The sequence below is a fragment of the Ramlibacter sp. genome, from assembly GCF_036383835.1.
Taxonomy (GTDB): Bacteria; Pseudomonadota; Gammaproteobacteria; order Burkholderiales; family Burkholderiaceae_C; genus Ramlibacter.
Map to the genome: position 1 here is coordinate 1 of NZ_DASVNN010000084.1, position 26,198 is coordinate 26,198.

A 26,198-nucleotide genomic window follows, 5' to 3' on the forward strand; every position below is an offset into this window, starting at 1 on the left:
GAGAGCGAAGCGTATCGAGCCGCGCGTACGTTTCTGGCTCGCGACACCGGTGTCTGAGCGGAGTGTTTGACCGCGCGCGGGCAAACACGCAGCGAGTTCGGTCGCGGGGGCCGCCTGCCCGGTCCTCGCAGGTTTGCCGAAGCGCCGAAAGGCGCGAAGGACGCCATGCCAGCGCGACCCCGGCCCCGCCCGCGCGGGGGCTGGCAGCCGGCGCGATGCAAAAAAGCGGAAAAAAAGCGGCGCAGCCGCTTCAATACAGGAAGCCCTGGATCCCCGCCTGCGCGGGGATGACGAAGAGGCCGCCTGCGCGGGGATGACGGAAGTCAGGCGGCTGCCAGCACCGGCATCCCCAGCCGGGCGCGCGCCTGCGCGTACTCCTGCTGCAGCCGCGCGACGAAGTCGGCGACGTGCGTCACCTCCTTCACCGCGGAGATGCCCTGGCCCGAGCCCCAGATGTCCTTCCAGGCTTTCTTGCTGCCTTCGCCGCCGCCGAAGCTCATCTTGCTGGGATCGCTCTCCGGCAGGTTGTCCGGATCGAGGCCGGAGTTGCGGATGCTGGCCTTGAGGTAGTTGCCGTGCACGCCGGTGAAGAGGCTCGAATAGACGATGTCGTCGGACGAGCCCTCCACGATCGCCCGCTTGTAATCCTCGCTGGCGCGCGCTTCGTGGGTGGCGATGAAGGCGGAGCCGATGTACGCGAAGTCCGCGCCCAGCGCCTGCGCGGCGAGGATCGCGCCGCCGTTGGCGATCGCGCCGGACAGCGCGATGGGGCCGTCGAACCACTCGCGGATCTCCTGCACCAGCGCGAACGGGCTCTTGACGCCCGCGTGGCCGCCGGCGCCGGCCGCCACCGCAATCAGGCCGTCGGCGCCCTTCTCGATCGCCTTGCGCGCGAAGGTGTTGTTGATGATGTCGTGCAGCACGACGCCGCCGTACGAGTGGATCGCCTCGTTGACGTCCTGCCGCGCGCCGAGCGAGGTGATCACGATCGGCACCTTGCGCTTCACGACCACTTCCATGTCGTGCTCCAGCCGGTCGTTGCTCTTGTGCACGATCTGGTTGATCGCGTACGGCGCCGCCGGCCGCTCGGGCTGCGCGCGGTTCCAGGCCGCCAGCGTTTCCTCGATCTCGTGCAGCCATTCGTCCAGCTGCGAGGCGGGCCGCGCATTGAGCGCCGGCATGGAACCGACGACGCCCGCCTTGCACTGCTCGATCACCATCTTCGGGTTGCTGACGATGAACATCGGCGAGGCGATCACCGGCAGCGGGAGGTTGCGCAGGACGGGCGGCAGTTTGGACATCGGATCTCCTGTCGGCGGGGTTCGCCTGCGGGCTCACCCCGCCCTACGAAATGCTAAGGCCTGGTAGGTCGGGGTGAGCGGCGAAGCCCGAACCCCGACGCAAATTCAAAACGCTTCGAGAGGCAGCGCCGTGACGCTGTCCGCGCCCTCGACGATGCTGTCGCGCAGCCCCGGCGCCTTGGCCAGGAGGTGGTCGGCGTAGAACCGCGCGGTGGCGATCTTCGCGCGCATGAACGCCGCGTCCTGTCCCTTGCGCAACAGGTCCTCGGCGACCAGCAGCGCACGCGCCATCTGCCAGCCCGCCATCAGGTTGCCGGCCAGCATCAGGTAAGGCACCGAGCCGGCGAACACCGCGTTGGGCGAAGCCTTGCCCTGCTGCACCACGAAGCCGACCACGTCGAGAAAAGCCTGCCGCGCCGCCGCGAGGCGCCTGGCCACCGCGCGCGCGTCGGCGCTGTCGCGCCTGGCCAGCTCGCCCTCGGTCTTCTCGATCTGCGCGGCGATCGCCTGCGCCGTGCGGCCGCCGTCGCGGGCCGTCTTGCGGCCCACGAGGTCGTTGGCCTGGATCGCCGTCGTGCCTTCGTAGATGGTGAGGATCCTGGCGTCGCGGTAGTACTGCGCGGCGCCGGTCTCCTCGATGAAGCCCATGCCGCCGTGCACCTGCACGCCCAGCGACGTGACCTCCAGGCTCATTTCGGTGCTGTAGCCCTTCACCAGCGGCACCAGGAACTCGTAGAAAGCCTGGTTCTGCCGGCGCACTTCCGCATCCGGATGGTGGTGCGCGGCGTCGTAGGCGGCGGCGGCCACGGTCGCCATCGCGCGGCAACCTTCGGTGTACGCGCGCATCGTCATCAGCATGCGGCGCACGTCCGGGTGGTGGACGATGGTCGCGGGCCCGCTCACCGAGCCGTCGACCGGACGCGACTGCACCCGCTCCTTGGCGTACGCCACCGCCTGCTGGTAGGCACGCTCCGCCACCGCGATGCCCTGCACGCCCACCGCATAGCGGGCGGCGTTCATCATGATGAACATGTACTCGAGGCCGCGGTTCTCCTCGCCGACGATGAAGCCGGCGGCGCCGCCGCCGTCTCCGTCCTGCAGCACGGCGGTCGGCGAGGCCTTGATCCCGAGCTTGTGCTCGATGCTCACGCAATGCACGTCGTTGCGCTGGCCCTGCGAGCCGTCGGCATTCACCAGGAACTTGGGCACGACGAACAGGCTGATGCCCTTGACGCCTTCCGGCGCGCCGGGGATGCGGGCCAGCACCAGGTGGACGATGTTGTCCGCCATGTCGTGCTCGCCGTAGGTGATGAAGATCTTGGTACCGAAGACCTTGTAGCTGCCGTCGGGCTGCGGCTCGGCGCGCGAGCGCACCAGCGCGAGGTCGCTGCCCGCCTGCGGCTCGGTGAGGTTCATGGTGCCGGTCCACTCGCCGGTCACCAGTTTTTCCAGGTACACGGCCTTGAGCTGGTCCGAGCCCGCGGTGAGCAGCGCCTCGATCGCGCCGTCGGTGAGCAGCGGGCAGAGCGCGAAACTCAGGTTCGCGGAATTGAGCATCTCGCCGCAGGCGGCGCCGATGGTCTTGGGCAGGCCCTGGCCGCCGAAGTCGGCGGGATGCTGCAGGCCCTGCCAGCCGCCTTCCGCGTACTGCCGGTAGGCGTCCTTGAAGCCGGGCGTGGTGGCGACCTGGCCGTCCTTCCAGCTGGAAGGGTTGCGGTCGCCGTCGGCGTTCAGCGGGGCGACCACGCCCTCGTTGAACTTCGCGCATTCCCCGAGCACCGCCTGCGCGGTTTCCAGGCCGGCCTCCCCGAAGCCGGGCATCTTCGCGATCTCCTCGATGCGAGCGAGATGCTCGATGTCGAAGAGCATGTCCTTGACGGGGGCGGTGTAGCTCATGGTGGGTTCACCGTTGAGGGTTGAGCGTTGAGCGTGGAATGCCGCGCCGGACGTTCACGCTCAACGCTGAACGCCCGACGCCAAACGCCTTACAGCGCCTTGATCAGCTCCGGCACCGCCTGGAACAGATCCGCTTCCAGGCCGTAGTCCGCCACGCTGAAGATCGGCGCTTCCGGATCCTTGTTGATCGCCACGATCACCTTGGAGTCCTTCATGCCGGCCAGGTGCTGGATCGCGCCGGAGATGCCGCAGGCGATGTACAGCTGCGGGGCGACGATCTTGCCGGTCTGGCCGACCTGCAGGTCGTTGGGCGCGTAGCCCGCGTCCACCGCGGCGCGCGAAGCGCCGATGGCGGCGCCGAGCTTGTCGGCGAGCGGCTCCAGCACTTCGTGGAACTTCTCGCTGGAGCCCATCGCGCGGCCGCCCGAGACGATGATCTTGGCGGCGGTGAGCTCGGGACGGTCGCTCTGCGCGATCTCCTGGCCGACGAAGCTGCTCTTGCCGCTGTCGCCGACGGAAGTAGCGCTCTCCACCGCGGCGGAACCACCGGAGTTCGCTGCCGGATCGAAAGCCGTCGTGCGCACCGTGATCACCTTGACCTTGTCGACGCTCTGCACGATGGCGATCGCGTTGCCGGCGTAGATCGGGCGCTCGAAGGTGTCGGGGCTGTCGACCTTGGTGATGTCGGAGATCTGCGCGACGTCCAGCTTGGCCGCGACGCGCGGGGCGACGTTCTTGCCGCTGGCGGTGGCGGGGAACAGGATGTGCGAGTAGCTGCCGGCGATGGCCAGCACCTGCGCGGCCATGTTCTCGGCGAGGCCGTGTTCGAACTGCGCGCCGTCGGCGTGGATCACCTTGGCCACGCCGGCGACCTGGGACGCGGCCTTGGCGGCGTCGCCAGCGTTGGCGCCGGCGACCAGCACGTGCACGTCGCCCGCGCCGCAGGCGGCAGCGGCCGTGACGGTGTTCAGCGTGGCGGGCTTGATGGACTTGTTGTCGTGTTCTGCGATGACGAGAGCGGGCATCAGATCACCTTGGCTTCAGTCTTGAGTTTCTGCACGAGCGTCGCGACGTCGGGCACCTTCACGCCGGCGCCGCGCTTGGGCGGCTCGGTGACCTTCAGCGTCTTCAGGCGCGGCTTGACGTCCACGCCCAGGTCCTCCGGCTTCACCGTGTCGAGCTGCTTCTTCTTCGCCTTCATGATGTTGGGCAGCGTCACGTAGCGCGGCTCGTTCAGGCGCAGGTCGGTGGTGACCACCGCCGGCAGCGAAATGGAGATCGTCTCCAGGCCGCCGTCGACTTCACGCGTCACCTTCGCCTTGCCGTCGGCCACTTCCACCTTGGAAGCGAAGGTGGCCTGCGGCAGGTCGGCCAGGGCCGCCAGCATCTGGCCGGTCTGGTTGCAGTCGTCGTCGATCGCCTGCTTGCCCAGGATCACCAGGCCCGGCTGCTCCTTGTCGACCAGCGCCTTGAGCAGCTTGGCCACGGCCAGCGGCTGCAGTTCCTCGTCGGTCTGGACCAGGATGGCGCGGTCGGCGCCGATCGCCATCGCCGTGCGCAGCGTCTCCTGGCATTGCTGGACGCCGCAGGACACGGCGATCACTTCCGTGACGATGCCTTTTTCCTTCAGGCGCACGGCCTCTTCCACCGCGATCTCGTCGAAGGGGTTCATGCTCATCTTGACGTTCGCGATGTCCACACCCGTGTTGTCCGACTTGACGCGGACCTTCACGTTGTAGTCCACCACCCGCTTCACCGGGACAAGGACCTTCATTTCAGGGCACTCCTGGAGTTGTCGAATTGACGTGTACGTAAACCGGAAATTCTATGCGGCGCGGCGGGCCCGCTTCCCCGGAAACGGCGATTCGAAACAAAAAAGAACGACCGTTCGTTTTTGGATTATAGGGGGCAACGCGGCGTCGTTGGTGGAGAAGCCCTGCTCGAATGTCCCGCCCCGGACATTCGCCTGCACAGCCATGCGGGTAAGTCAGGACCGGTGCGCTCGCACCCGCGTCTTACATTCGTCCGCACTTGAAAAAAGGAGTTCGTTGGTCATGAAACGCTTCCTGCTTTCCCTCGCCGCCGCGGCCGCGTTCGCCGCTCCCGCCGGCGCGCAGACGGTCCTCACCACCTCCAGCTGGGTTCCGCCCACGCATGCGCTGACGCTCGCGCAGAAGGAGTGGTGCGAACTGGTGGAGAAGAACGCCAAGGGCAAGATCAAGTGCAACCAGCTGCCGCGTGCCGTGGCGGCGCCGCAGGGCACCTTCGACGCGGTGAAGAACGGCCTGGCCGACGTGTCGTTCACCGTGCACGGCTACACGCCGGGCCGCTTCGTGTTCACGCAGATGGCCGAGTTCCCCTTCCTGGGCGATTCCGCCGAAAGCATCTCGGCGGCCTTCAACAAGGTCGCGATGAAGCACCCCGAGTTCCTCAAGGAGCACGAGGGCGTGAAGGTGCTGGCCTTCTTCACCCACGGCCCCGGCATCGTGTTCAACACCAAGAAGCCGGTGACGAAGCTGGAGGACCTGCAGGGCCTCAAGTGGCGCGTGGGCGGCGGCATGGTCAACGAGATCTCCAAGGTGCTCGGCATGAACGTCACGCTCAAGCCGGCCCCGGAGTCCTACGAGCTGCTCTCGGGCGGCGTCATGGACGGCACGCTGTTCCCGGCCGAATCGATCGAGTCCTTCAAGATCGACAAGATCATCAAGCACGCCACCACCTTCCCGGGCGGCCTGTACAACACCAGCTTCGTCCTCCTGATGAACCAGGCGAAGTACGACAAGCTGAGCGCCGACGAGAAGAAGGCGGTCGACGCCGCCTCCGGCGAAGTGGCGGCGCGCATCGTCGGCCGCCACTGGGACAAGGTGGACCGCCGCGCCTACGGCCTCATGCAGGCCAACAACGTGCAGGTCGTGAAGGCGGATGCCAGGTTCGTCGGCGACGTCAAGGCCAAGGCGGCGCCGCTCGAGCAGAAGTGGGCGAAGGACGCCGAGGCCAAGGGCCTGAAGGACGCCGCCAAGGTGCTCGCCGAGTTCCGCTCCGAGATCGCCAGGCAGTCGAAATAGGCGCTGCTCGCCGGACCAGGGCGGCAACCGGGGAGGTCTCCGGGTGCCGCTTTTTCGCGCGCCCCCAAACAAGACGGATCGAGACCTTGAACAAACTGCTGGAACTCCTGTGCGGGCTGCTGTCCGGGATCGCGCTGTTCGCGATCATGGCCCTCACCTTCTTCGACGTGATCGGCCGCAAGGCCCTTGCCAATTCCATCCCCGGCTCGCTGGAGCTCACCGAACTGCTGATGGTGGTGGTGATCTTCGCGGCCTTGCCGCTGGTGTCGCGCCGCGGCGAGCACGTGGAATTCGATTCGCTGGATCCCTTCCTGCCGCTGTGGGTGCGGCGCCTGCAGACGGTGCTGGTGCACCTGCTGTGCGCGGTGGTGCTGCTCGGGCTGGCCTGGCTGATGTGGCGCACCGGCGGCCAGTTCGCCGAGGCGCACGAGACCACGGCGCAACTGCAGATCCCCAAGTACCCGTTCATCTACGGGATGGCGGTGCTGTGCGGGTTGACCGGCCTCGTGCACCTGGCGCTGCTGCGGGAGAAGCCGCACGACCGCTTCGAGGGTGAGGGGGCCGCGCTGTGACCGCCGCACTCCTCGGCTTCGGCGCCATCTTCCTGCTGGCGCTGCTGCGCGTGCCGCTCGCCTTCGCCATGGGCCTCGTGGGCTTCGCCGGCATCGGCCTCACGCGCGGCTGGCAACCGGCGCTCGCGAGCACGGCGCAGGTGGTCTACGAGACCGGCTTCGCCTACACGCTGTCGGTGATCCCGCTGTTCATCCTGATGGGCAACTTCGTGGCGCGCGCCGGCCTCGCGCACGAGCTGTTCCAGGCCGCCTACGCCTTCATCGGGCACGTGCGCGGCGGCCTCGCCCATGCGACCGTCGCGGCCTGCGCCGGCTTCGGCGCGATCTGCGGATCGTCGATCGCCACCGCCGCCACCATGAGCAAGGTGGCCTATCCCTCGATGCGCAAGCTGGGCTACAGCGATTCGCTGTCCACCGGCACCATGGCGGCCGGCGGCACGCTGGGGATCATGATCCCTCCGTCCACCATCATGGTGATCTACGGCATCATCACCGAGACCAACATCGGCAAGCTGTTCGCCGCCGGCGTGATCCCGGGCCTGCTGACCGCCGCGATGCTGATGCTGGCGATCGTCGTCGTCACCTCGCGCGACCCCGAACATGCGCCGGCGGGCGCGAAGACTCCCTGGCCGGAGCGCTGGCGCGCGCTGCGCGGGATCTGGGGCGTGCTGCTGCTCGTGCTGGTGGTGCTGGGCGGGATCTACGGCGGCTTCTTCACCGCCACCGAGGGCGCGGGCTTCGGCGCCGCCGGCGCCTTCCTCTTCGCATGGCTGCGCGGGCGGCTCACCTGGCAAAGCCTGTTCGAGGTGCTGGTGGAATCGGCGCGCACCACGGCGATGCTGTTCACGCTGCTGATCGCCGCCACCCTGTTCGCCAACTTCGTGAACTTCACGACGCTGCCGGGCGACCTGAAGGACTGGATCACCCACCTGGGCCTGTCGCCGACCATGGTCGTCGTGGCGATGATGGGGATCTACGTGGTCCTGGGCACGGTGATGGAGGAGCTCACGATGGTGCTGCTCACCATCCCGCTGTTCTTCCCGATCGTCACGGGCCTGGGCTTCGACCCGGTGTGGTTCGGCGTGCTGATCGTGATGATCGTGCAGATCGGCCTGATCTCGCCGCCGGTGGGCATGAACCTGTTCGTGCTCAACGCCCTGCTGCCGGGCGTCGGGCTGGGCCAGATCTTCCGCGGCTGCTGGCCCTTCGTGGCGGTGATGGTGGTGATGCTCGGCGTGCTGATCGCCTTCCCGCAGCTCAGCCTCTGGCTTCCTTCGCTGATGCGTTGAGCGTCGGGGACGAGAGCACCGTGGCGTCGAAGGCGCCCGGTGCCGCAGGGCGCACGTGCAGCACCCGCTGCGGATAAGGGATGTCGATGCCGGCCTGGCGCAGCGAGCGCAGGATGCGCAGGTTGACGTCCGAGCGCACGTTCAGCTGGCCGTTCTGCGGATCGTCGATCCAGAACAGCACGCGGAACTCCAGGCCGTCGGCGCCGAAGGCGACCAGGCGGCACGACGGCGGCGGGTCCGTCAGCACGCGCTGGGTGGCGACCGCGGCTTCCACCAGCAGGTCCTGCACCTTCTGCACGTCGCTGTCGTAGCCCACGGCAACGTCGCACGTCAGCAGCATCCGGGGATCGGCCAGCGACAGGTTCTCCACCCGCTCGGTGATCAGCTTCTCGTTGGGCACCACCGAGGCGCGGCCGTCGGCGGCACGGATCAGCGTGTAGCGGGTCTTGATGTCCGCCACGATGCCTTCGAAGCCCTCGACCCGCACCGTGTCGCCGATGCGCACGCTGCGTTCGGCCAGGATCACGAAGCCGCTCACGTAGTTGGCGGCCAGCTTCTGCAGGCCGAAGCCGATGCCGACGCCCAGCGCGCCGCCCAGCACCGACAGCGCGGTGAGGTCCACGCCCGCCGCGGACAGCGCGAACAGGAATCCCAGCGTCAGCAGGATCGCGCGCATGGCATTGACCGTCACCTTGCGCAGCGACAGGTCCGCCACCGCGTCGCGCAGCACCTTGCGTTCGAGGGTGGCCGACAGCCACAGGGCCAGCACCAGCACCAGGCCGGCGGACAGCACCCCCTGCACGATGCCCAGCAGCGTCACCTTCGTCTTGCCGAGCGCGAAGCGGATGCCCTCCATCTCCGCCATCACGGCGGGCAGCAGCCCCAGGATCCACAGCACCGCGACCAGCCACACCAGCCACGAGACCCAGCGTTCCACCTGGCGCGCATAGGGCGAACGCGGGAACACCAGCGGGAACACGCGCGCCAGCAGCCGGATCGCCACCAGCGAGAGCAGCACCGGCACGGCGAGCCGCAGCAGCGGCACTTTCTGCAGGCCGGCGAAACCCACCCGGGCCGAATAGGCCAGGCCCAGCGCGATCAGCGGGAACAGCAGGCCGTCGAACAGGTGCTTGCCGAACCACACCGAGTCCTCGGCGCGCCGGTGGCGACCGGTCAGCCAGGCCAGGCCGTAGGCGACACCCAGGCAGGCCAGGAGGACGAAGGTTTCCCAGAGAAGACGCGGGTGGTTGAGTTCGTCGAGCGTGAGTTCGAGAGGGGTCATTCCGTCGGTGGCGCCCAGGCGGGCTTTCTTTTTTCGGTGAACGCGGTCACGCCCTCCAGCGCGCACGCGTCCATCATGTTGGCGGCCATGGTCTGCGCGGCCAGCTGGTAGGCCGCCTCGATGCCCAGGCCCTGCTGGCGGTGGAACAGTTCCTTGCCCATGGCGAGCGCCACGCGCGGCTTGGCGAGGATGCTCGCCAGCAGCCGCTCGATCTCGTGGTCGATGCGGTCCGGCGGCACGGCGTGGTTCACCAGTCCGCGGGCCTGCGCTTCCGCGGCGGTGATGAACTCGCCGGTGACCAGCATCTCCATCGCCTGCTTGGGCGGCACGTTGCGCAGCAGCGGCACGCTGGGCGTGGAGCAGAACAGCCCGTAGTTGATGCCGCTGACGGCGAACCTCGCCTCGCTGGAGGCGACGGCCAGGTCGCACTGCGCCACCAGCTGGCAGCCGGCGGCAGTGGCGATGCCCTGCACCCGCGCGATCACCGGCACCGGCAGCTTCTGGATCGCCAGCATCATCCGGCTGCACTGCGCGAACAGCCGCTGGTAATAGGCGAGCCCCGGACTGGCGATCATCTCCTTGAGGTGATGGCCGGCGCAGAAGGCCTTGCCTTCGGCGGCGAGCACCACGGCGCGCACGCCTTCGTCGGGCGCCAGGCGGTCCAGCGCGGACTGCAGCGCGGCGATCATCTCTTCCGACAGGGCGTTGAAGCTCGCGGGCCGGTTCAGCGTGAGCGTGACCACGCCGCGCGCGTCGCGCTGTTCCTTCAGCGCCGGGCCCGTGTCCATGCTCAGACCTGCGCCAGCGCGCGCACGTGCGCCTCGACGCTGCGGCCCAGCGCATCGAGGTTGTAGCCGCCTTCCAGGCACGACACGATGCGGCCCTTCGCGTGGCGCTTCGCCACGTCCATGATCTGCTCGGTCATCCAGGTGTAGTCCGCCTCCACCAGCCCGAGCTGGCCGAGGTCGTCCTCGCGGTGGGCGTCGAAACCGGCGCTGACGAAGATCATCTCGGGCCTGAATTCCTCGAGCTTCGGCAGCCAGTGCTTCGCGATCGCCTCGCGGATCGCCGGGCCCTTGGTGTACGCCGGGATCGGCAGGTTCACCATGTTGTCCGCATGCGCGCCGAAACCGCTGTAGGGATAGAAGGGATGCTGGAAGATCCCCACCATCAGCACGCGCGGGTCGTTCGACAGGATGTCCTCGGTGCCGTTGCCGGGGTGCACGTCGAAGTCGACGATCGCCACGCGCTGCAGGCCGTGATGCTCCAGCGCATGGCGCGCGGCCACCGCGACGTTGTTGAAGACGCAGAAACCCATCGCGCGCGAGCGGCAGGCATGGTGTCCGGGCGGACGCGTGGCGCAGAAGGCGTTTTCCAGCTCGCCGGCGATCACCGCATCGGTGGCGGCGACCGCCGCACCCGCGGCACGCAGCACGGCGTTCCAGGTGTAGGGATTCATGGCGGTGTCGGGATCGATGAACACCAGGCCGTCGCCGCCCTCCTCGCTCGCCTCCTGCGCGATGCCGGTCATCGCCGCCACGTGCGCGGGGTCGTGCGCGAGCTCGAGGACCTCCGGGCTGGCGAGCGGCGCTTCACGCTGTTCGACGGCGTCGAGCAGGCGCGAGGCCAGCATGCGGTCCTGGATGGCGTCGATTCGCTCCGGACATTCCGGGTGGCCCCGGCCCATGTCGTGTCTCCTGCAATCCGGATGCGTGAAATAGCCGGTCTTGTGCATTGCTCGCCTCGGCTCTGCGATAAATTGGGATAAGGTCGTGTTCATGGAAGCACGACAAAAACTCAAAACGCTCCTGGACCAGCTTAACACGGTGATCGTCGGCAAGCCCAGCCAGGTGCGCGATTGCGTGGCCTGCCTGCTGGCGGGGGGGCACCTGCTGATCGAGGACGTCCCGGGGGTCGGCAAGACCACCCTGGCCCACGCGCTGGCGCGGGCCTTCGGCCTGCACTTCTCGCGCGTGCAGTTCACCGCGGACCTGATGCCCAGCGACCTCTCCGGCGTGTCGGTATACGACCGCGGCAAGGAAGGCTTCATCTTCCATCCGGGCCCGGTGTTCGCGCAGGTGCTGCTGGCCGACGAGATCAACCGCGCCAGTCCCAAGACGCAGAGCGCGCTGCTGGAGGCGATGGAGGAAAGGCAGGTCACGGTGGAAGGCGAGACGCGCGCCCTGCCCGCGCCCTTCTTCGTGATCGCCACCCAGAACCCGCACGACCAGCTGGGCACCTTCGCGCTGCCCGAGTCGCAGCTGGACCGCTTCCTGATGCGCATCTCGCTCGGCTACCCGGACCGCGCCGCCGAACGCGCGCTGTACTCGGGCGCCGACCGCCGCGACATGGTGGAGCGGCTGGACCACACGCTGTCGCCCAACGAGCTGCAGGCGCTGCAGCAGCAGGTCATGGCCATCCACGCGGCCGATCCGCTGCTGGACTACGTGCAGGACCTCGTGGCGGCCACCCGCTCCGGCCGCTGGTTCCTCCAGGGCCTGAGCCCGCGTGCCGGCATCGCGCTGATCCGCGCGGCCAAGGCGCAGGCGCTGTTGTCCGGGCGCGACTACGTGGCGCCCGACGACGTGCAGGCGATCTTCCCGCAGACGGTGGCGCACCGGCTGGTGCCGGTGGGCGACGCGGGACGCGGCCCGGTGGAGCAGGTTCGGGCGATGATCGAGGCGGTGCCGTTGCCATGAGTGCAGTTGAGCGTTCAGCGTTCGGCGTTGAGCGTCAGCGGGATCCCTCGCCCAACGCTCAACGCTCGACGCTCAACCCAGTGCCGCACATCCGCCAGCGCTTCCGCCAATGGTGGCAGGCCCGCCTGCCCCTCGCGGACACGCTCGCCCTCACCCAGCACAACGTCTACATCCTGCCCACGCGGGCCGGCTTCATGCTGGGCGCGACGCTGCTGGTGCTGCTGGTGGGCTCGATCAACTACCAGCTCAATCTCGGCTACCTGCTCACCTTCCTGCTCGCGGGCAGCGCCGCGGTGGGCATGTACGTTTGCCACGCCACGCTGCGTGGCCTCACCCTGAACCTCATGCCGCCGCCGCCGCAGTTCGCCGGCGCCAGCGCCACGCTGTCGGTGGTGCTCGGGAACACGCGCAAGACGGTGCGGCACGGCATCGGCCTCGCCGTGCTCGACGCCACCCAGGCGGACCGCTGGTCCTGGACCGACGTGCCGGCGCAGGGCAGCTGCACGGTGCAGGTGGCCTTCCAGCCGGGACACCGCGGCCTGCACCGCGTGCCGCCGCTGACGGCCGAGACCCGCTTCCCGCTCGGCACCTTCCGCGTGTGGACGGTGTGGCGGCCGGCGGCGCAGGTGCTGGTCTACCCGCAACCGGAAGCGCATCCGCCGCCGCTGCCGCCGGGCGAACCGCGCTCGGGCGGCTCCGCCATGGCGCGCGTGCAGAGCAGCGGCGAATTCGAGGGCGTGCGCGGCTACCGCCGTGGGGACCCGCTGAAGCTGGTGGTCTGGAAGAAGGCCGCCAAGAGCGACGAACTGGTCAGCCGCGACACCATGCAGGCCCAGCGCATGGAGCTGTGGCTGGATTTCGCGCAGGCGGGCGCGGCTGATCGCGAAGCGCGGCTGGCGCGCCTGGCCGCCTGGGTGCTGCAGGCCGACAGGCTGGGGCAGGACTACGGCCTGCGCCTGCCCGGCACGCAGGTCCGCCCCGGCGCGGGCGAGGCGCACAAGCACCGCTGCCTGGAGGCCCTGGCGCTGTGCTGAATCCGGCCGTCCGCCTCGCCACGCTGCCGCGCGACGGCCGCGACACGCTGTTCCTGCTGCTGGTGATCGGCTGGGTGGTGCTGCCCCACCTGGCCAACCTGCCGCTGTGGTGCTCGCTGCTGGTGGGCGTGGTGCTGGTGTGGCGCGGCACGCTCGCCGTGCAGGCCAAGCCGCTGCCCGGACGCTGGTGGCTGGTGGCGCTGCTGGTCGTGATGCTGGCGGGCACCTGGGCCAGCCACCGCACCCTGCTCGGGCGCGATGCGGGCGTCACCATGATCGTGGCGCTGCTGGCGCTGAAGACGCTGGAGCTGCGGGCGAGGCGCGATGCGTTCGTCGTGTTCTTCCTCGGCTTCTTCACCATGCTGACGAACTTCTTCTTCTCGCAGTCGCTGGCGGTGGCGGCGGCGATGCTCGTCGCGCTGCTGGGACTGCTGACCGCGCTGGTCAACGCGCACATGCCCGTGGGCCGGCCGCCGCTGAAGGAGGCCGCGAAGACGGCCGGCCGGATGGCGCTGCTGGGCGCGCCGATCATGGCGGTGCTGTTCGTGCTGTTCCCGCGCTTCGCGCCGCTGTGGGGCATCCCCTCGGACGCGATGACCGGCCGCAGCGGGCTGTCTTCGGAGATGCGCGTGGGCACGATCGCCAGCCTGGCGCTGGACGACAGCATCGCCTTCCGCGTGCGCTTCCAGGGCCCCACGCCGCAGCAGCTCGATCTCTATTTCCGCGGCCCGGTGCTGAGCGCCTTCGACGGCCGCGACTGGCGGCCGCTGCTGGCCCGGTCGATGACGCGGTTCCCGCCGCCGTCGCTGGGCGACCCGCAGCTCACCGGCTTCGGCGACCCGGTGCGCTACCAGGTGACGATGGCGCCGAACAACCGGCCGTGGCTGCTCACGCTCGACGCCGTCACGCGCGCACCGGACGTCCCGGGGATGCAGGTGGCCATGACGAGCGACCTGCAGTGGGTGGTTTCGCGGCCGATCGTCGACCTGCTGCGCTACGACGCGACGAGCTACGTGAAGTTCCGCCACGGTCCCCAGCGTCGAGTGGGCGTGCTGCCGGAATACACGCAGTTGCCGCCCGGCTTCAATCCGCGCACGATGGAGCTCGCCGGCACCCTGCTGCGCGACAACGCGAACGGGGACGCCCTGGCCCTGGTGCAGGCGGCGCTGCGCCTGCTGCGCACCGGCGGCTACACCTACACGCTGGAGCCCGGGGTGTACGGCGAGCACACCGCCGACGAATTCTGGTTCGACCGCAAGGCGGGCTTCTGCGAGCACATCGCCTCGGCTTTCGTCGTGCTGATGCGCGCCATGAGCATCCCCGCCCGCGTGGTCACCGGCTACCAGGGTGGCACGCCGAACGCGATCGACGGCTACCTGGTCGTGCGGCAAAGCGATGCGCACGCCTGGGCCGAAGTGTGGCTGGCCGACCGCGGCTGGGTCCGCGTCGATCCGACGGCCGTGGTGTCCCCCGCGCGCACCGGCTCCTTCCAGCGCCTCGTCGCGCCGCCGGGCGTGATCGCGTCCACCATCGACTCGGTCAGTCCCAACCTCGCCGCCAACCTGAAGGCCGCCTGGGAGGCGATGAACAACGGCTGGAACCAGTGGATCCTGAACTACACCCAGAGCCGCCAGCTGAACTTGCTGCGCGACCTCGGCTTCGATTCGCCGAGCTGGGCGGACCTGGCGCGCATGCTGCTCGCGGTCGTCGTGCTGGTGGCCCTGGCCGCCGCGGCGTGGAGCTGGTGGGACCGGCTGCAGCACGATCCCTGGCTGCGCCTGCTCGCGCGCGTGCGCAAACGGCTGGGGCAGGCGGGCCTGCAGGTGGGCGCCGCCACGCCGCCGCGCGAAATCGCGAACCTTGTCACGACACGTTTCGGCGCGGATGCGCGAGGATTGGCGCAGTGGCTCCTGAAGCTCGAAGCCCAGCGGTACGCGCGCGTGCCGGCGGCGAGCCTCGCCCAGCTGCGCCGCGAGCTGCAGCAGCTATCCTTCCCGCACTGATGCCGATGCCCTCGTTCACCTTTCTCCTTCCCCTGCTGCTGGCGCTGCCGCTGGCCGCCCCGGCGCAAGCCCCGGAAGCGGCGCCCGGCGAGGAATCGCAGCTGCTCGCCCAGCGGCCGCGGCCGTCGGCGCGCGCGGCCGCCATGCCCCAGCGCACCGGCCCCCTGTACGCCGAGCGGCAGGAGGCGATGGAGTTCGCCGATGCGGTCGCGGCGAAACGCAACCTGGATGCGGAGTGGGTACGGCGCACGATAGGCCAGGCGCAGAACCTGGCGGTGGTGTCGCGCCTGATGCAGCCGCCGCCCGCCAGCCAGCCGAAGAACTGGCGGCTGTACCGCAGCCGCTTCATCGATCCGGTGCGCATCGCCGCCGGCGTGCGCTTCTGGAACGACAACCGCGCCACGCTCGAGCGCGCCGAGAAGGAATTCGGCGTGCCGGCGGAGATCGTCGTCGGCATCGTCGGCGTCGAGACCATCTACGGCCAGCAGATGGGGGACTTCCGCATCCTCGACGCGCTGGCGACGCTGGCTTTCGATTTCCCTTCCAGCCACCCGCGTGCCGAAGAGCGCGCGAAATACTTCCGCGGCGAGCTGGAGCAGTTCCTCGCGTGGCACCAGGCGAACGGCAGCGATCCCCTGCGTCCGCGCGGCAGCTATGCCGGCGCCTGGGGCATGCCGCAGTTCATGCCCACCAGCCTGGCGCGCTGGGGCGTCGACTACGACGGCGACAAGGCCGTCGACCTCGCCCGCAGCACCGAGGACGTGATCGGCTCGGTGGCGAACTACTTCAAGGGCTTCGGCTGGCAGACCGGGATGCCGACGCACTACCCGGTGCGCTTCGACCCGGCCACGCTGGACCTCGACGCCCTGCTCGCACCGGACATCCTGCCGACCTTCAGCGCGACGAGCTTCCAGGCCAAAGGCGCGGTGCTGGAGGGTACGGCCCAGGAGCACAAGGGACCGCTCGCGCTGATCGAACTCCAGAACGCCGGCGAGCCGCCCACCTACGTGGCCGGCACCGAGAACTTCTACGTGATCACCCGCTACAACTGGTCCAGCTACTACGCGATGGCCGTCATCGAACTGGGCCGCGAAGTGCGCGAGGCGCTGGGCCGCCAGTCCGCGAGCAGCCGATGAACGTCGGCGGCGATTCCTGGCGGCGCCTGTGGGGCGAGCTGGGCGCGGGCGAGATCCCGGGCGGCGTCTACAACCAGCTGGTCGCGGCCTGCAGCGAGCGGCACCGGCACTACCACACGCTGCAGCACCTGCGCGAATGCCTCGCGCACTTCGAGGCGGCCGCCCCGCTGGCCAGGCACCCGGCGGAGGTGGAGCTGGCCCTGTGGTTCCACGACGCGGTGTACGACCCGCGGCGGCACGACAACGAGGAACTCAGCGCCGGCTGGGCGCAGCGCACCGTGGTCGGCGCGGGCTGCGACGCCGCGATCGCCGGGCGCGTCCACGCCCTGGTCATGGCAACGAAAGGCCACTCGGCCAGCGACGATCCCGACACGGCGCTGCTGCTCGACGTCGACCTCGCGATCCTCGGCGCCGCCGGGGCCCGATTCCAGGAATACGAACGGCAGGTCCGCGCGGAATATGCGCACGTGCCCGACGCCGAGTTCCATCGCGGACGCGCCGCCGTGCTGGCAGGCTTCGAGGCCCGCCCCCGCATCTATCTCACCGCGCCCTTCCACGACGCGCTCGAGGCGCGCGCCCGCGCCAACCTGCGGCAAAGCCAGGAACGGCTGAAGACGTTACTTCCGTAACAGCCTTTCGCGCGCCGCGGGTTCGTGACATCCGCCTCACCCGCCGGTGGCCGCTTTTGGCACATTCGGGCCTGCCATGGAATTCGATCTCGCGATCGACAGGGAAGCGCAGTACGTCCGCGTGACGATCAGCGGCGAGCCCCAGTTCGCCGAGCTGCTTTCCATGATCCACCTGCTCGGGGTGGAGAGCGAGACCTGGGAGGGGCGCCGCGTGCTGGTGGACCTGCGCGGCGTGCACACCCCGTTCGACCACGGGCAGCAGTTCCGCATCGGCGAGGAAGCCGCGGCCAGCCTGCACCACATGGACCGCATCGCCTCGCTGGTCCCGCCCGAACGCATCACCCGCGTGAGCGAGAAGGCGGCGCGCCGCATGGGCACCAACGTGCGCGTGTTCGACGACGAGGGCCGGGCGATCCGCTGGCTGACCGAGGACTGAACCCGTTCAGGCGGGTATGAGGAAGTCTCGGCTGATGCGCGCGCCGAGGTCGTTCACGCGGTCGAGGAACTGCGTGAGGAAGGCGTGCAGGCCGTTGGCCAGGATCTCCTCGATGTTGCCGTACTGCAGTTCGGCGCGCAGGCGCCCGGCGCGCCGCAGCGTTTCCGAGGACTGGTCGTTGGCGACCATCGCGAGGTTGGCCACCACCTCGTTGAGGCTGGCGTGCAGCGAGCGCGGCATGTCCGGCCGCAGGATCAGCAGCTCCGCCACGCGCTCCGGCTTGATCACGTCGCGGTACACCTTGCGGTAGATCTCGAAGCCGGAGACGCTGCGCAGGATGGCGCTCCAGTGGTAGAAGTCGTACTCCTGGTCCTTCTCGCTGGCCGCGCCGAAGAAGTCGCTCTGCACGGCGTGGAACTTCACGTCGACCAGCCGCGCGGTGTTGTCGGCGCGTTCCAGGAAGGTGCCCAGCCGCATGAAGTGCAGCGCCTCGTCCATCAGCATGGTGCCGACGGTCACGCCGCGCGACAGGTGCGAGCGGAACTTCACCCATTCGAAGAACTGGCCCGGGTCGCGCTCGAATTCGCCGTAGCGCAGCATGCGATTGAGCTCCAGCCAGGTCTGGTTCTGCGTCTCCCACACCTCGGTGGTGAGCGACCCGCGCACCGCCCGCGCGTTCTCGCGCGCGGCCCGCAGGCAGGACAGGATCGAGGACGGGTTGCTTTCGTCCTTGACCATGAAGTGCATGACGCGCTGCGGCTCGATGTCGCCGTGCTTGGCCTGGTAGGCCGGCATCAGCTCGCTGATGGTGAGCATGCCCTGCCAGCCGACCTTGGAGACCGCGGCCGACTGCGGCAGCAGGGACGTCTGGTAGTTCACATCGAGCATGCGCGCGGTGTTCTCGGCGCGCTCGGTGTAGCGCGCCATCCAGAACAGGTGATCTGCGGTACGTGAAAGCATGCGGCGTCAGACCTCCAGGATCCACGTGTCCTTGGTGCCTCCGCCCTGCGAGGAGTTCACCACCAGCGAGCCCTCCTTCAGCGCCACCCGCGTGAGGCCGCCCGGCACCATCTGCACCTCCTTGCCCGAGAGCACGAAGGGCCGCAGGTCGATGTGGCGCGGCGCCACCCCCTGGTCGACGAAGGTGGGGCAGCTGGAAAGCGACAGCGTCGGCTGCGCGATGTAGCCCTCGGGCCGGGCCTGCAGTGCGCGGCGGAAGTCCTCGATCTCCTGCTGCGAGGCGCAGGGGCCCACCAGCATGCCGTAGCCGCCGGCCCCGTGCACTTCCTTCACCACCAGGTCCTTCAGGTTGGCGAGGACGTATTTCAGGTCCTCCGGGTTGCGGCACATGTGGGTGGGCACGTTGGAGAGGATCGGCTTTTCGCCCAGGTAGAACTCGATCATCTTCGGCACGTAGGGGTAGATCGACTTGTCGTCGGCGACCCCGGTGCCGATCGCGTTGCACAGCGCGACGTTGCCCGCGCGGTAGGCGTTCAGCAGGCCGGCGCAACCCAGCGTGGAATTGGGGCGGAAGGCCTGCGGGTCCAGGAAGTCGTCGTCCACCCGCCGGTAGATCACGTCGACGCGGCGCGGCCCGCGCGTGGTGCGCATGTAGACGAAGCCTTCGCGCACGAAGAGGTCCTGGCCTTCCACGAGCTCCACGCCCATCTGCTGCGCGAGGAAGGCGTGCTCGAAGTAGGCGCTGTTGTACATGCCGGGCGTGAGCACCACCACCGTGGGATCGTCGGTGGTGGACGGCGCCGAGGCGCGCAGCGTCTCCAGCAGCAGGTCCGGGTAGTGCATCACCGGCGCGACCTGATAGGCGCTGAACAGGTCCGGGAAGAGCCGCATCATCATCTTGCGGTCTTCCAGCATGTAGCTCACGCCGCTGGGCACGCGCAGGTTGTCCTCCAGCACGTAGTACTCGCCCTCGCCCTTCGCGTTGGGCGCCCGCACGATGTCGATGCCGGCGATGTGCGAATAGATGTTGTTGGGGACGTTGACGCCCGCCATCTCCGGCCGGAACTGCGCGTTGCCGGTGACCTGCGCCAGCGGCACGATGCCGGCCTTGACGATCTCCTGGCCGTGGTAGACGTCGTGGACGAAGCGGTTCAGCGCCGTGACGCGCTGCACCAGGCCCTTTTCCATCAGGCGCCACTCGGACGCCGGGATGATGCGCGGGATCAGGTCGAAGGGGATCAGGCGTTCGGTGCCGGAGCCGTCCTCGTCCTTGGCGCCGTAGACCGCGAAGGTGATGCCCACGCGGCGGAAGATCACCTCCGCTTCCTCGCGCCGCGACTTCATCGTCTCCTGCGGTTGCCGCTGCAGCCAGTCGGCGTAGGTGCGGTAATGGTCACGCACCCCCTGCAACTGCACCTGCGACATGCCTCCCATCGACTGGCCCTGGAACTGGACCGGTCCGTTGCCGGGCAGCTGGGCGAACATCTCGTCGAATTTCTGCATGGAGTCGTTCCTCGGCAGACAGGATAGCAACTTCCCGGCCATGCAAGGGGCGACTCAGCGGCAGTTCATGCACCAGATCTGTCAGCGGGCGCCGCATGATGGTGCCAATACCGCGTTGCGGAACGCCGTTCGCAGCGCACCTGGTGCGGGGTGCGGGACGACCAGGAGGCGGCGCCGCACGTGGCGGAGGCCACCACCGCGATCCCGCGGCCGGCGTAGCGCTCCATCACCTCGGTCGCCGGGTGGCCGAAGCGGTTGCGGTAGCCCGCCTGCACCAGGGCGAGCGCCGGCCGCACGGCGTCGAGGAAGGCCTCGCTGGAGGACGTCTTGCTGCCATGGTGCGGGACCAGCAGGAGGTCGGCGCGCAGGGCGGGCGCCGCGTCCTCCACCAGCGCCAGTTCCTGCGGCCGCTCGATGTCGCCCGCCAGCAGCACGCGGGCGCGGCCGTTGCCGATCGCCAGCACGCAGCTCACCGCGTTCGGCTTGACCTTTGCGCCGGCACTCCCCGGCGACGGATGCAGCAGCTCGAAGCGCACGCCGTCCCATTCCCAGGACTGGCCGGCGGCGCAGCGGCTGGCCGGCGCGAGGGCCTGCAGCGGGTGCCCTTCCTCCAGCGAACTCAGGAGCCGCGCCTGCGGCTGCATGCGCAGCACGGCCGCCGCGCCGCCGGTGTGGTCGCTGTCGCGGTGGCTCAGGACGAGCAGCTCCAGGCGCTCGCCGCCGGCGCGCAGCAGCGGGACGAGGACGCGCTGGCCGGCATCGGTCTCGCGGCTGTAGCCCGGGCCGGTGTCGTACAGGAGGGTGTGGGCGGCGGTGCGCACCAGCACCGCGTTGCCCTGCCCCACGTCGGCCGCCAGCAGCTCGAACTCGCCGGCCGGCGGCCGCGCGGCCTGCCACAGGAGCACCGGCAGCAGCAGCGGCACGCCGAGCAGGCGCATGGCGGGAGGCAGCCGCATCGCCAGCAACAGGCCGCCGGCCACGCCGAGGACGGCCGCCCACAGGGGCGGCGCCGGTGTCGACCAGGTCGCGTAGGGGACTGCCGCGAGGCCGGCGAGCACGGCGCCGAGCCCTTCGACCGCCAGCGCGGCCGCGTTCCAGAGGGGTGGCAGCAGCACCCCGGCGAGTCCGAGCGGCGTGACCACCAGCGTGACCCAGGGGATGGCGAGCAGGTTGGCCAGCAGCCCCACCACCGACACCTGCCCGAACAGCAGCAGCGACAGCGGCGTGAGCGCCACCGTCACCACCCATTGCTCGCGCAGCAGCCGGCGCAAGGCGTCGGCCCCGCGCCGCCAGGCGCCGACCGGCTGCTGTCTCGCGCGATCGTGCACCGGGCCGCTGGCGAACAGCACGCCGACCGCCACGAAACTGAGCCAGAAGCCGGGCTGCGTCAGCGCCCAGGGATCGGCGAGGACGACCGCCGCGCAGGCGAGCAGCCAGACGTGCGGCCAGGGCCACTCCCGCGCGCCGAGTTTGAGCAGGCCGACCACGGCGAGCATCAGCACCGTGCGCTGCGCCGGCACGCCCCAGCCGCTGAACAGCGCATAGGCCGCCGCCAGGACGACGCCGCCCAGCACGCCCGCATGCTGCGCCGGCCAGGCCAGGCACAGGCGCGCGCTGCGCCGCCACAGCGCGCCGGCCAGGGCCGACGCCGCCCAGGCGAACATGGTGACGTGCAGGCCCGAGATGCTCATGAGGTGGGCGACGCCGGTGGCGCGGAAGATGTCCCAGTCGGCGCGCTCGATCGCGCCCTGGTCGCCCACCACCAGCGCCGCGATCACGCCGGCCAGCCGCGCATCGGACACCCGTTCGAAGATCGCGTCGCGCACGCGCTGGCGCGCCTGTTCCACCGGATGCCGCCAGCTGCCGGCGAGGCGCAGCGGCGGCGGGTCGCGCGGGCCGGCGCGCACGTAGCCAGTGGCCTGCAGGCCCTGCTCCCACAGCCACAGCTCGTAGTCGAAGCCGTGCGGATTGACGTGGCCGTGCGGCGCCTTCAGGCGCACGTTCCATTGCCAGCGTTCGCCGGGGCGCAGGTCGGCGGGGGTGCGCTGCAGCGCGGGTCCTTCGGAGCCCGCGTCGACGCCGCCGTACCAGCCCAGGAGGATGTCCGTCGGCAATGCGACCGCGCGCTCGCCGAGCCGCGCCGCTTCCACTTCGAAGCGGAAGCGCAGGCCGGCCTCGTTGCGGTGCGGCATGGAAGCGACGACGCCGGTGACGGACAGCTCGCGGCCTTCCAGCGCCGGATCGAGCGTGCCGGCCGCGTAGGCGCAGGCGCGCCAGCCGGCCAGCGAGAAGGAGAACGCGAGCGCGGCGAGCAGCACGCACGCCAGCCGAAACGGCAGGCGTGATCGCGCCAAGGCCACCAGCAGGAGCAGGACCGCGAGGACCGCACCCGCTGCGTAGCGGCCGGCCGGCCAGAGCGCGGATTGCTGCAGCTGCAGTGCCGCGCCCAGCACGAAGCCGAGGAGCGAGGGGGCCAGGGCGGAGCCGGAACGGGTGGCCGGAGGAAAGGTCACGCGCGTTCAACGCGCGTGCGGGCCGGCGCGGAAGGCGCCGTCTCGTTCAGTTGGAGGAGGCGCGGGTGAGCGACTCGAGCCGTCCCGCGATCTCTCCGAGCGGCAGGACCTCGCGGACACCGCCCGCCGCGATCGCCTGCCGCGGCATGCCGAACACCACGCAGGTCGCCTCGTCCTGCGCGATCGTGTAGGCGCCGTTCTGGCTCATCTCCAGCATGGCCTCGGCGCCGTCGCCGCCCATGCCCGTGAGCATCACGCCGACGGCCTGCGAGCCGGCCGCGCGCGCGATCGAGCGGAACAGCGTGTCCACGGAAGGCCGATGGCGGTTCACCGGCGGGTCGTCGGTGACCCGCAGGAACCAGCCCGCCCCGCGCCGCGCGAGTTCCAGGTGGCGGCCGCCCGGTGCGATGTAGGCGACGCCGGTGCGCACCACCTCGTTGTCCTCGGCCTGCTTGACGCGCAGCTTGCACAGCGAATCCAGGCGCTTGGCGAAGGTCTCGGTGAAGCCGGGCGGCATGTGCTGCGCGATCAGGATCGGCGGCATGTTCGCCGGCAGGTTCGTCAGCAGGTCGCGCAGCGCCTCGACGCCGCCGGTGGACGCGCCGATGCCGATCACGCGGTTGCCGCCCACCGGCGCGGGCGGCTGCGACAGCGGAACGAAGCCCGACACGGCCTCGCGCGAGAGCTGCGGCGCCACGGCGCGGCGCCGCACCACCCGCGCGCCCGCCGCCGCGCGGATCTTCTCGGCGATCTCCTGCGCGTAGCCTTCCAGCTGGTCGAAGCTGGAGGGCTTGGGGAAGAAGTCCACCGCGCCGAGTTCCAGCGCGCGCACCGTCGTCTCCGCACCCTGGCGCGTGAGCGAGGAGATCATGATCACCGGCAGCGGCCGCACCGCCATCAGGTTGCGCAGGAAATCGAGGCCGTTCATGCGCGGCATCTCGACGTCCAGCGTGATCACGTCGGGCGGCGTGCGGCGGATGCGGTCGATCGCCAGCAGCGGGTCGGGCGAGGCGCCCAGCAGCTCCATGTCCGGCTGCGAGGCCACGACGCGCCCGAGGAAGGCGCGCATCACGGCGGAATCGTCGACGACGAGGACGCGGATCATTTCGGCTTCGCGAAGATCTCGACGTCGCCGCCGCCGTCCTTGACGGCCAGCCGCCGCAGGTACTCGCGCTCGCGCTTCTGCACCGGGTCGCTGGGCGCCAGGCCCAGGCGCTTGACCTGCACCTTGCCGGTGTCGACGAAGAAGTGCACCTTGCGCGGGCAGACGTCCAGCAGGTCCTGCGCCAGCACGCGGATGCCTTCGACGCGCAGGAACTCCAGCACGAACTCCGAGTTCTTGGCGCCCACGTCCAGCTTGTCGAAGCCGGAGAGCAGCTGCGCGCCGCCGAACACCTTGGCGACCATGCGGCGGCGGTCCGCGCCGAGGTGGATCATCTCGTTGATCACCACTTCCATCGCATAGACGCCGAAGCGCGCCGACGCCGCCCAGGGCGAACCGGGGCTGGCGGTGTCGCCGGGGAGCATGAAGTGGTTCATGCCGCCGATGCGGGTGAGGGGGTCCCACAGGCAGGTGGAGACGCAGGAGCCGAGCACCGTGGTGATCGCGCCGCCGCGCGCCGCGCGGTACTGGCCCGGCAGGATCTTCACCGCCTCGACCTGGAATTCCCGGTCGAAGTACTGCAGGGGGACCGAGGATTCGATCAAGCCGGCCTCCCTAGATGCGCTGGTAGGCCGTGCGGCCGCAGGAGCGGAAGCCCGGATGCGCGGCGGGGAAGCTCTCCGAGTGCCCCACCATGAGCAGGCCGCCGGGCACCAGCAGGTCCGCCATCCGCGTCAGCAGCTTCTTCTGGAACTCGCGGTCGAAATAGATCACCACGTTGCGGCAGAAGATCACGTCGAAGCGCTCCATCGCCGGCCACACCGGCGACTGCAGGTTCAGCTGGCCGAAGCGCGCCATCGCCCGCAGCTCGGGGCGCACGCTCACCAGGCCGTCGTTGGCGCCGGTGCCGCGCAGGAAGTGCTTGCGCAGGCGCTCCACCGGGATGCCGGCGATGCGCTCGCTGCGGTACACGCCCGACTGCGCGGTGTTCAGGACGTCGGTGTCGATGTCGGTGCCCAGCACTTCGCCGGCGCCGCCGGACTCGCGCAGCGCCATGGCGATCGACCAGACCTCCTCGCCGGTGGAGCAGGCATTGCTCCAGCAGCGCAGCGGCGCGCCGCGCCTGGCCGCGTGCTGCTGGGCGTGCGAGATGAGCAGCTCGAAGTGGTGCGGCTCGCGGAAGAAGGCCGTGAGGTTGGTGGTGAGCGCGTTGACGAAGGCCTCGCGCTCGTCGGAGCCCTCGCGCTGCACCACTTCCAGGTACTCCGCGAAGCTGCCCACGCCGCGCGCGCGCAGTCGGCGCAGCAGGCGGTTGTAGACCATGTTGCGCTTCTGCGTGCTCAGCTTGATCCCCGCGTACTCCGCGATCAGCGCGCGCACGGTCGTGAATTCGCGCTCGCTCAGCAGCGCGGCGGCCGGCAGGAACTCCAGCGATTCCGGCTGCGCGCTCACGACGCTCCTCCCAACGCGATGGCCCGCGGCGGCATCCAATCCATTTCTTCCTCTTGCTCCCCGGCGCGGACGCCCTCCGCGCCCGCCAGCTTGAACTGTGCCACGGCGCGCAGCAGCGCGCCCGACTGCCCGCGCAGGGACTCGGTGGCGTAGCCGGTCTGCTCCACCAGGGCGGCATTGCGCTGCACGACCTGGTCCATCTGGCCGATCGCCGAATTCACCTGCTCGATGCCCGAGCGCTGCTGGTCGGACGCCGCGGCGATTTCCGCGATCAGCTGGCTGACGGTGCCGGCCGCATCGACGATCTCGTGCATCTTGCGGGCCGCGCCCTCCACGACGCGCGTGCCCTCGCCGGCCTGGCCCACCGATTCGAAGCTCAGCGCCTTGATCTCGCGGGCGGCTTCGGCGCTGCGGCGCGCGAGTTCGCGCACTTCGGCCGCCACCACCGCGAAGCCGCGGCCCTGCTCGCCGGCACGGGCGGCTTCCACCGCCGCATTCAGCGCCAGGATGTTGGTCTGGAAGGCGATGCCGTCGATGACGCCGCTGATCTCCTCGATGCGGCGCGCCGACCGCGACAGGCCGTCCATGGCGCGTTCGACCTGCCGCACCATGTCGCCGCCCTCGCGCGCCACGCCCGCGGCGCCGTCGGCCAGTTCGCTCGCCCGGCGCGCGTGCTCGGCGCTCTGCGCGACGGTCGCGGTCAGCTCCTCCATGGAACTGGCGGTCTGCTGCAGGGTGCTCGCCTGCATCTCGGTGCGCTCCGACAGGTCCTGGTGGCTGCGGTGCACCTGCGCGCCGGTGGCGGCCACCGCGTCGGCGCCGCGCACCACCTCGCGCACGATGCGCCGCAGGCTGACGGTCATGTCGTCGAGCGCCAGCATCAGCCGCGCCATCTCGTCGCGGCCGCCGGTGCGCACCTTCACGGTGAGGTCGCCGTCGGCCACCTTGCGCGCGATGCGCAGAGCGATGTGCATGGGGCGCAGGATGTGCGTGAACATCCTCCACAGCAGCGGTACCACCATGGACGCGAGCAGGAAGAAGACCGCCAGCACCAGGGTGCGCGCGTCGGCGGCGCGCTTCTGGAGGTCCGCCGCATCGGCCGCGGCGGCCTGCGCGGCCTCCGCCAGGGCGCCGATCTGCCCGATCGCCAGTCCGGTGATCAGCAGGCTCAGGAGGCCCAGCATGACGAAGGCGAACGTCAGTCGCCCGCGCACCGTGAAGGCGCGGAACGGGCTGATGGCCTTCGGGTCCTGCACGCGGGCCGTTTCGGCGCCGGCGGGCTCGGTGGTGCGGACGACGCTCGCGGACGGGTCGGTCAAGGCTGGC

General features: G+C 69.9%; 23 protein-coding genes. 9 read left to right on the forward strand and 14 right to left on the reverse strand.

Annotated features, from left to right (window positions below; genetic code table 11):
* Positions 1-323: 323 nt before the first annotated feature.
* The 4 genes from VF522_RS13745 to VF522_RS13760 form a co-directional block, all read right to left on the reverse strand.
* Complete coding sequence (locus VF522_RS13745; RefSeq protein WP_330908843.1) at positions 324-1,301, reverse strand: nitronate monooxygenase family protein; 978 nt, start codon at positions 1,299-1,301, stop codon at positions 324-326.
* A 105-nt stretch (positions 1,302-1,406) separates the two neighbouring features.
* Positions 1,407-3,197, reverse strand: a complete 1,791-nt coding sequence (locus VF522_RS13750) for an acyl-CoA dehydrogenase (protein ID WP_330908844.1) — start codon at positions 3,195-3,197, stop codon at positions 1,407-1,409.
* Positions 3,198-3,286: 89 nt separating this feature from the next.
* Positions 3,287-4,222: an electron transfer flavoprotein subunit alpha/FixB family protein gene (locus VF522_RS13755; protein WP_330908845.1), complete on the reverse strand. Its 936-nt coding sequence runs from the start codon at positions 4,220-4,222 to the stop codon at positions 3,287-3,289.
* Positions 4,222-4,971, reverse strand: a complete 750-nt coding sequence (locus VF522_RS13760; RefSeq protein WP_330908846.1) for an electron transfer flavoprotein subunit beta/FixA family protein — start codon at positions 4,969-4,971, stop codon at positions 4,222-4,224. The genes VF522_RS13755 and VF522_RS13760 overlap by 1 nt, the downstream gene beginning before the upstream one ends.
* A gap of 280 nt (positions 4,972-5,251) precedes the next feature.
* On the opposite strand from VF522_RS13760, the gene VF522_RS13765 reads away from it, so the two are divergent.
* The 3 genes from VF522_RS13765 (at position 5,252) to VF522_RS13775 (ending at position 8,123) form a co-directional block, all read left to right on the forward strand.
* Entirely contained in the window at positions 5,252-6,262 is a 1,011-nt protein-coding gene (locus VF522_RS13765; protein ID WP_330908847.1) for a TRAP transporter substrate-binding protein, read from the forward strand.
* Positions 6,263-6,348: 86 nt separating this feature from the next.
* Complete coding sequence (locus tag VF522_RS13770; protein WP_330908848.1) at positions 6,349-6,834, forward strand: TRAP transporter small permease; 486 nt, start codon at positions 6,349-6,351, stop codon at positions 6,832-6,834.
* A complete protein-coding gene (locus VF522_RS13775) occupies positions 6,831-8,123 on the forward strand; it encodes a TRAP transporter large permease (RefSeq protein WP_330908849.1) in 1,293 nt (430 codons plus the stop codon). Before VF522_RS13770 ends, VF522_RS13775 begins: the two co-directional genes overlap by 4 nt.
* On the opposite strand, the gene VF522_RS13780 is transcribed toward VF522_RS13775, so the two are convergent.
* From VF522_RS13780 to VF522_RS13790, 3 genes are read right to left on the reverse strand one after another with little or no spacing between them, the layout of a single operon-like run.
* Complete coding sequence (locus VF522_RS13780) at positions 8,092-9,405, reverse strand: mechanosensitive ion channel family protein (RefSeq protein ID WP_330908850.1); 1,314 nt, start codon at positions 9,403-9,405, stop codon at positions 8,092-8,094. The two genes, VF522_RS13775 and VF522_RS13780, sit on opposite strands and share 32 nt — an antisense overlap.
* Positions 9,402-10,193, reverse strand: coding sequence for an enoyl-CoA hydratase (locus VF522_RS13785; RefSeq protein WP_330908851.1), 792 nt, complete (start codon positions 10,191-10,193; stop codon positions 9,402-9,404). Before VF522_RS13785 ends, VF522_RS13780 begins: the two co-directional genes overlap by 4 nt.
* A gap of 2 nt (positions 10,194-10,195) precedes the next feature.
* Positions 10,196-11,140 carry a histone deacetylase family protein gene (locus VF522_RS13790; protein WP_330908852.1) on the reverse strand — a complete coding sequence of 315 codons (945 nt, stop codon included), beginning with the start codon at positions 11,138-11,140 and terminating at the stop codon, positions 10,196-10,198.
* 43 nt (positions 11,141-11,183) lie between these two features.
* Between VF522_RS13790 and VF522_RS13795 the strand changes: the two genes are divergently transcribed.
* The 6 genes from VF522_RS13795 (at position 11,184) to VF522_RS13820 (ending at position 17,342) form a co-directional block, all read left to right on the forward strand.
* A complete protein-coding gene (locus tag VF522_RS13795) occupies positions 11,184-12,104 on the forward strand; it encodes a MoxR family ATPase (protein WP_330908853.1) in 921 nt (306 codons plus the stop codon).
* A complete protein-coding gene (locus VF522_RS13800) occupies positions 12,101-13,138 on the forward strand; it encodes a DUF58 domain-containing protein (protein ID WP_414709527.1) in 1,038 nt (345 codons plus the stop codon). The genes VF522_RS13795 and VF522_RS13800 overlap by 4 nt, the downstream gene beginning before the upstream one ends.
* Positions 13,135-15,141 (forward strand): DUF3488 and transglutaminase-like domain-containing protein, encoded by a 2,007-nt coding sequence (locus tag VF522_RS13805; protein WP_330908879.1) that lies wholly within the window; start codon positions 13,135-13,137, stop codon positions 15,139-15,141. Before VF522_RS13800 ends, VF522_RS13805 begins: the two co-directional genes overlap by 4 nt.
* Positions 15,141-16,277 carry a lytic murein transglycosylase B gene (mltB, locus tag VF522_RS13810; protein ID WP_414709528.1) on the forward strand — a complete coding sequence of 379 codons (1,137 nt, stop codon included), beginning with the start codon at positions 15,141-15,143 and terminating at the stop codon, positions 16,275-16,277. Before VF522_RS13805 ends, mltB begins: the two co-directional genes overlap by 1 nt.
* On the forward strand, positions 16,274-16,906 hold the full coding sequence (locus VF522_RS13815; RefSeq protein ID WP_330908855.1) for an N-methyl-D-aspartate receptor NMDAR2C subunit: 633 nt from the start codon (positions 16,274-16,276) through the stop codon (positions 16,904-16,906). Before mltB ends, VF522_RS13815 begins: the two co-directional genes overlap by 4 nt.
* Before the next feature lie 76 nt (positions 16,907-16,982).
* Positions 16,983-17,342 carry an STAS/SEC14 domain-containing protein gene (locus VF522_RS13820; protein WP_330908856.1) on the forward strand — a complete coding sequence of 120 codons (360 nt, stop codon included), beginning with the start codon at positions 16,983-16,985 and terminating at the stop codon, positions 17,340-17,342.
* A gap of 6 nt (positions 17,343-17,348) precedes the next feature.
* Here the strand turns inward: VF522_RS13820 and VF522_RS13825 are convergent, their stop codons facing one another.
* From VF522_RS13825 to VF522_RS13855, 7 genes are all read right to left on the reverse strand, one after another.
* Positions 17,349-18,302, reverse strand: coding sequence for an alpha-E domain-containing protein (locus VF522_RS13825; RefSeq protein ID WP_330908857.1), 954 nt, complete (start codon positions 18,300-18,302; stop codon positions 17,349-17,351).
* A 6-nt stretch (positions 18,303-18,308) separates the two neighbouring features.
* A complete protein-coding gene (locus tag VF522_RS13830) occupies positions 18,309-19,805 on the reverse strand; it encodes a circularly permuted type 2 ATP-grasp protein (RefSeq protein WP_330908858.1) in 1,497 nt (498 codons plus the stop codon).
* 65 nt (positions 19,806-19,870) lie between these two features.
* A complete protein-coding gene (locus VF522_RS13835; protein WP_330908859.1) occupies positions 19,871-22,318 on the reverse strand; it encodes a DNA internalization-related competence protein ComEC/Rec2 in 2,448 nt (815 codons plus the stop codon).
* Positions 22,319-22,364: 46 nt separating this feature from the next.
* On the reverse strand, positions 22,365-23,423 hold the full coding sequence (locus tag VF522_RS13840; protein ID WP_330908860.1) for a chemotaxis response regulator protein-glutamate methylesterase: 1,059 nt from the start codon (positions 23,421-23,423) through the stop codon (positions 22,365-22,367).
* Complete coding sequence (gene cheD, locus VF522_RS13845; RefSeq protein WP_330908861.1) at positions 23,420-24,025, reverse strand: chemoreceptor glutamine deamidase CheD; 606 nt, start codon at positions 24,023-24,025, stop codon at positions 23,420-23,422. The genes VF522_RS13840 and cheD overlap by 4 nt, the downstream gene beginning before the upstream one ends.
* Positions 24,026-24,035: 10 nt before the next feature.
* A complete protein-coding gene (locus VF522_RS13850) occupies positions 24,036-24,872 on the reverse strand; it encodes a protein-glutamate O-methyltransferase CheR (RefSeq protein WP_330908862.1) in 837 nt (278 codons plus the stop codon).
* Positions 24,869-26,191, reverse strand: a complete 1,323-nt coding sequence (locus VF522_RS13855; RefSeq protein ID WP_330908863.1) for a methyl-accepting chemotaxis protein — start codon at positions 26,189-26,191, stop codon at positions 24,869-24,871. The genes VF522_RS13850 and VF522_RS13855 overlap by 4 nt, the downstream gene beginning before the upstream one ends.
* Between the last annotated feature and the right edge of the window lie 7 nt (positions 26,192-26,198).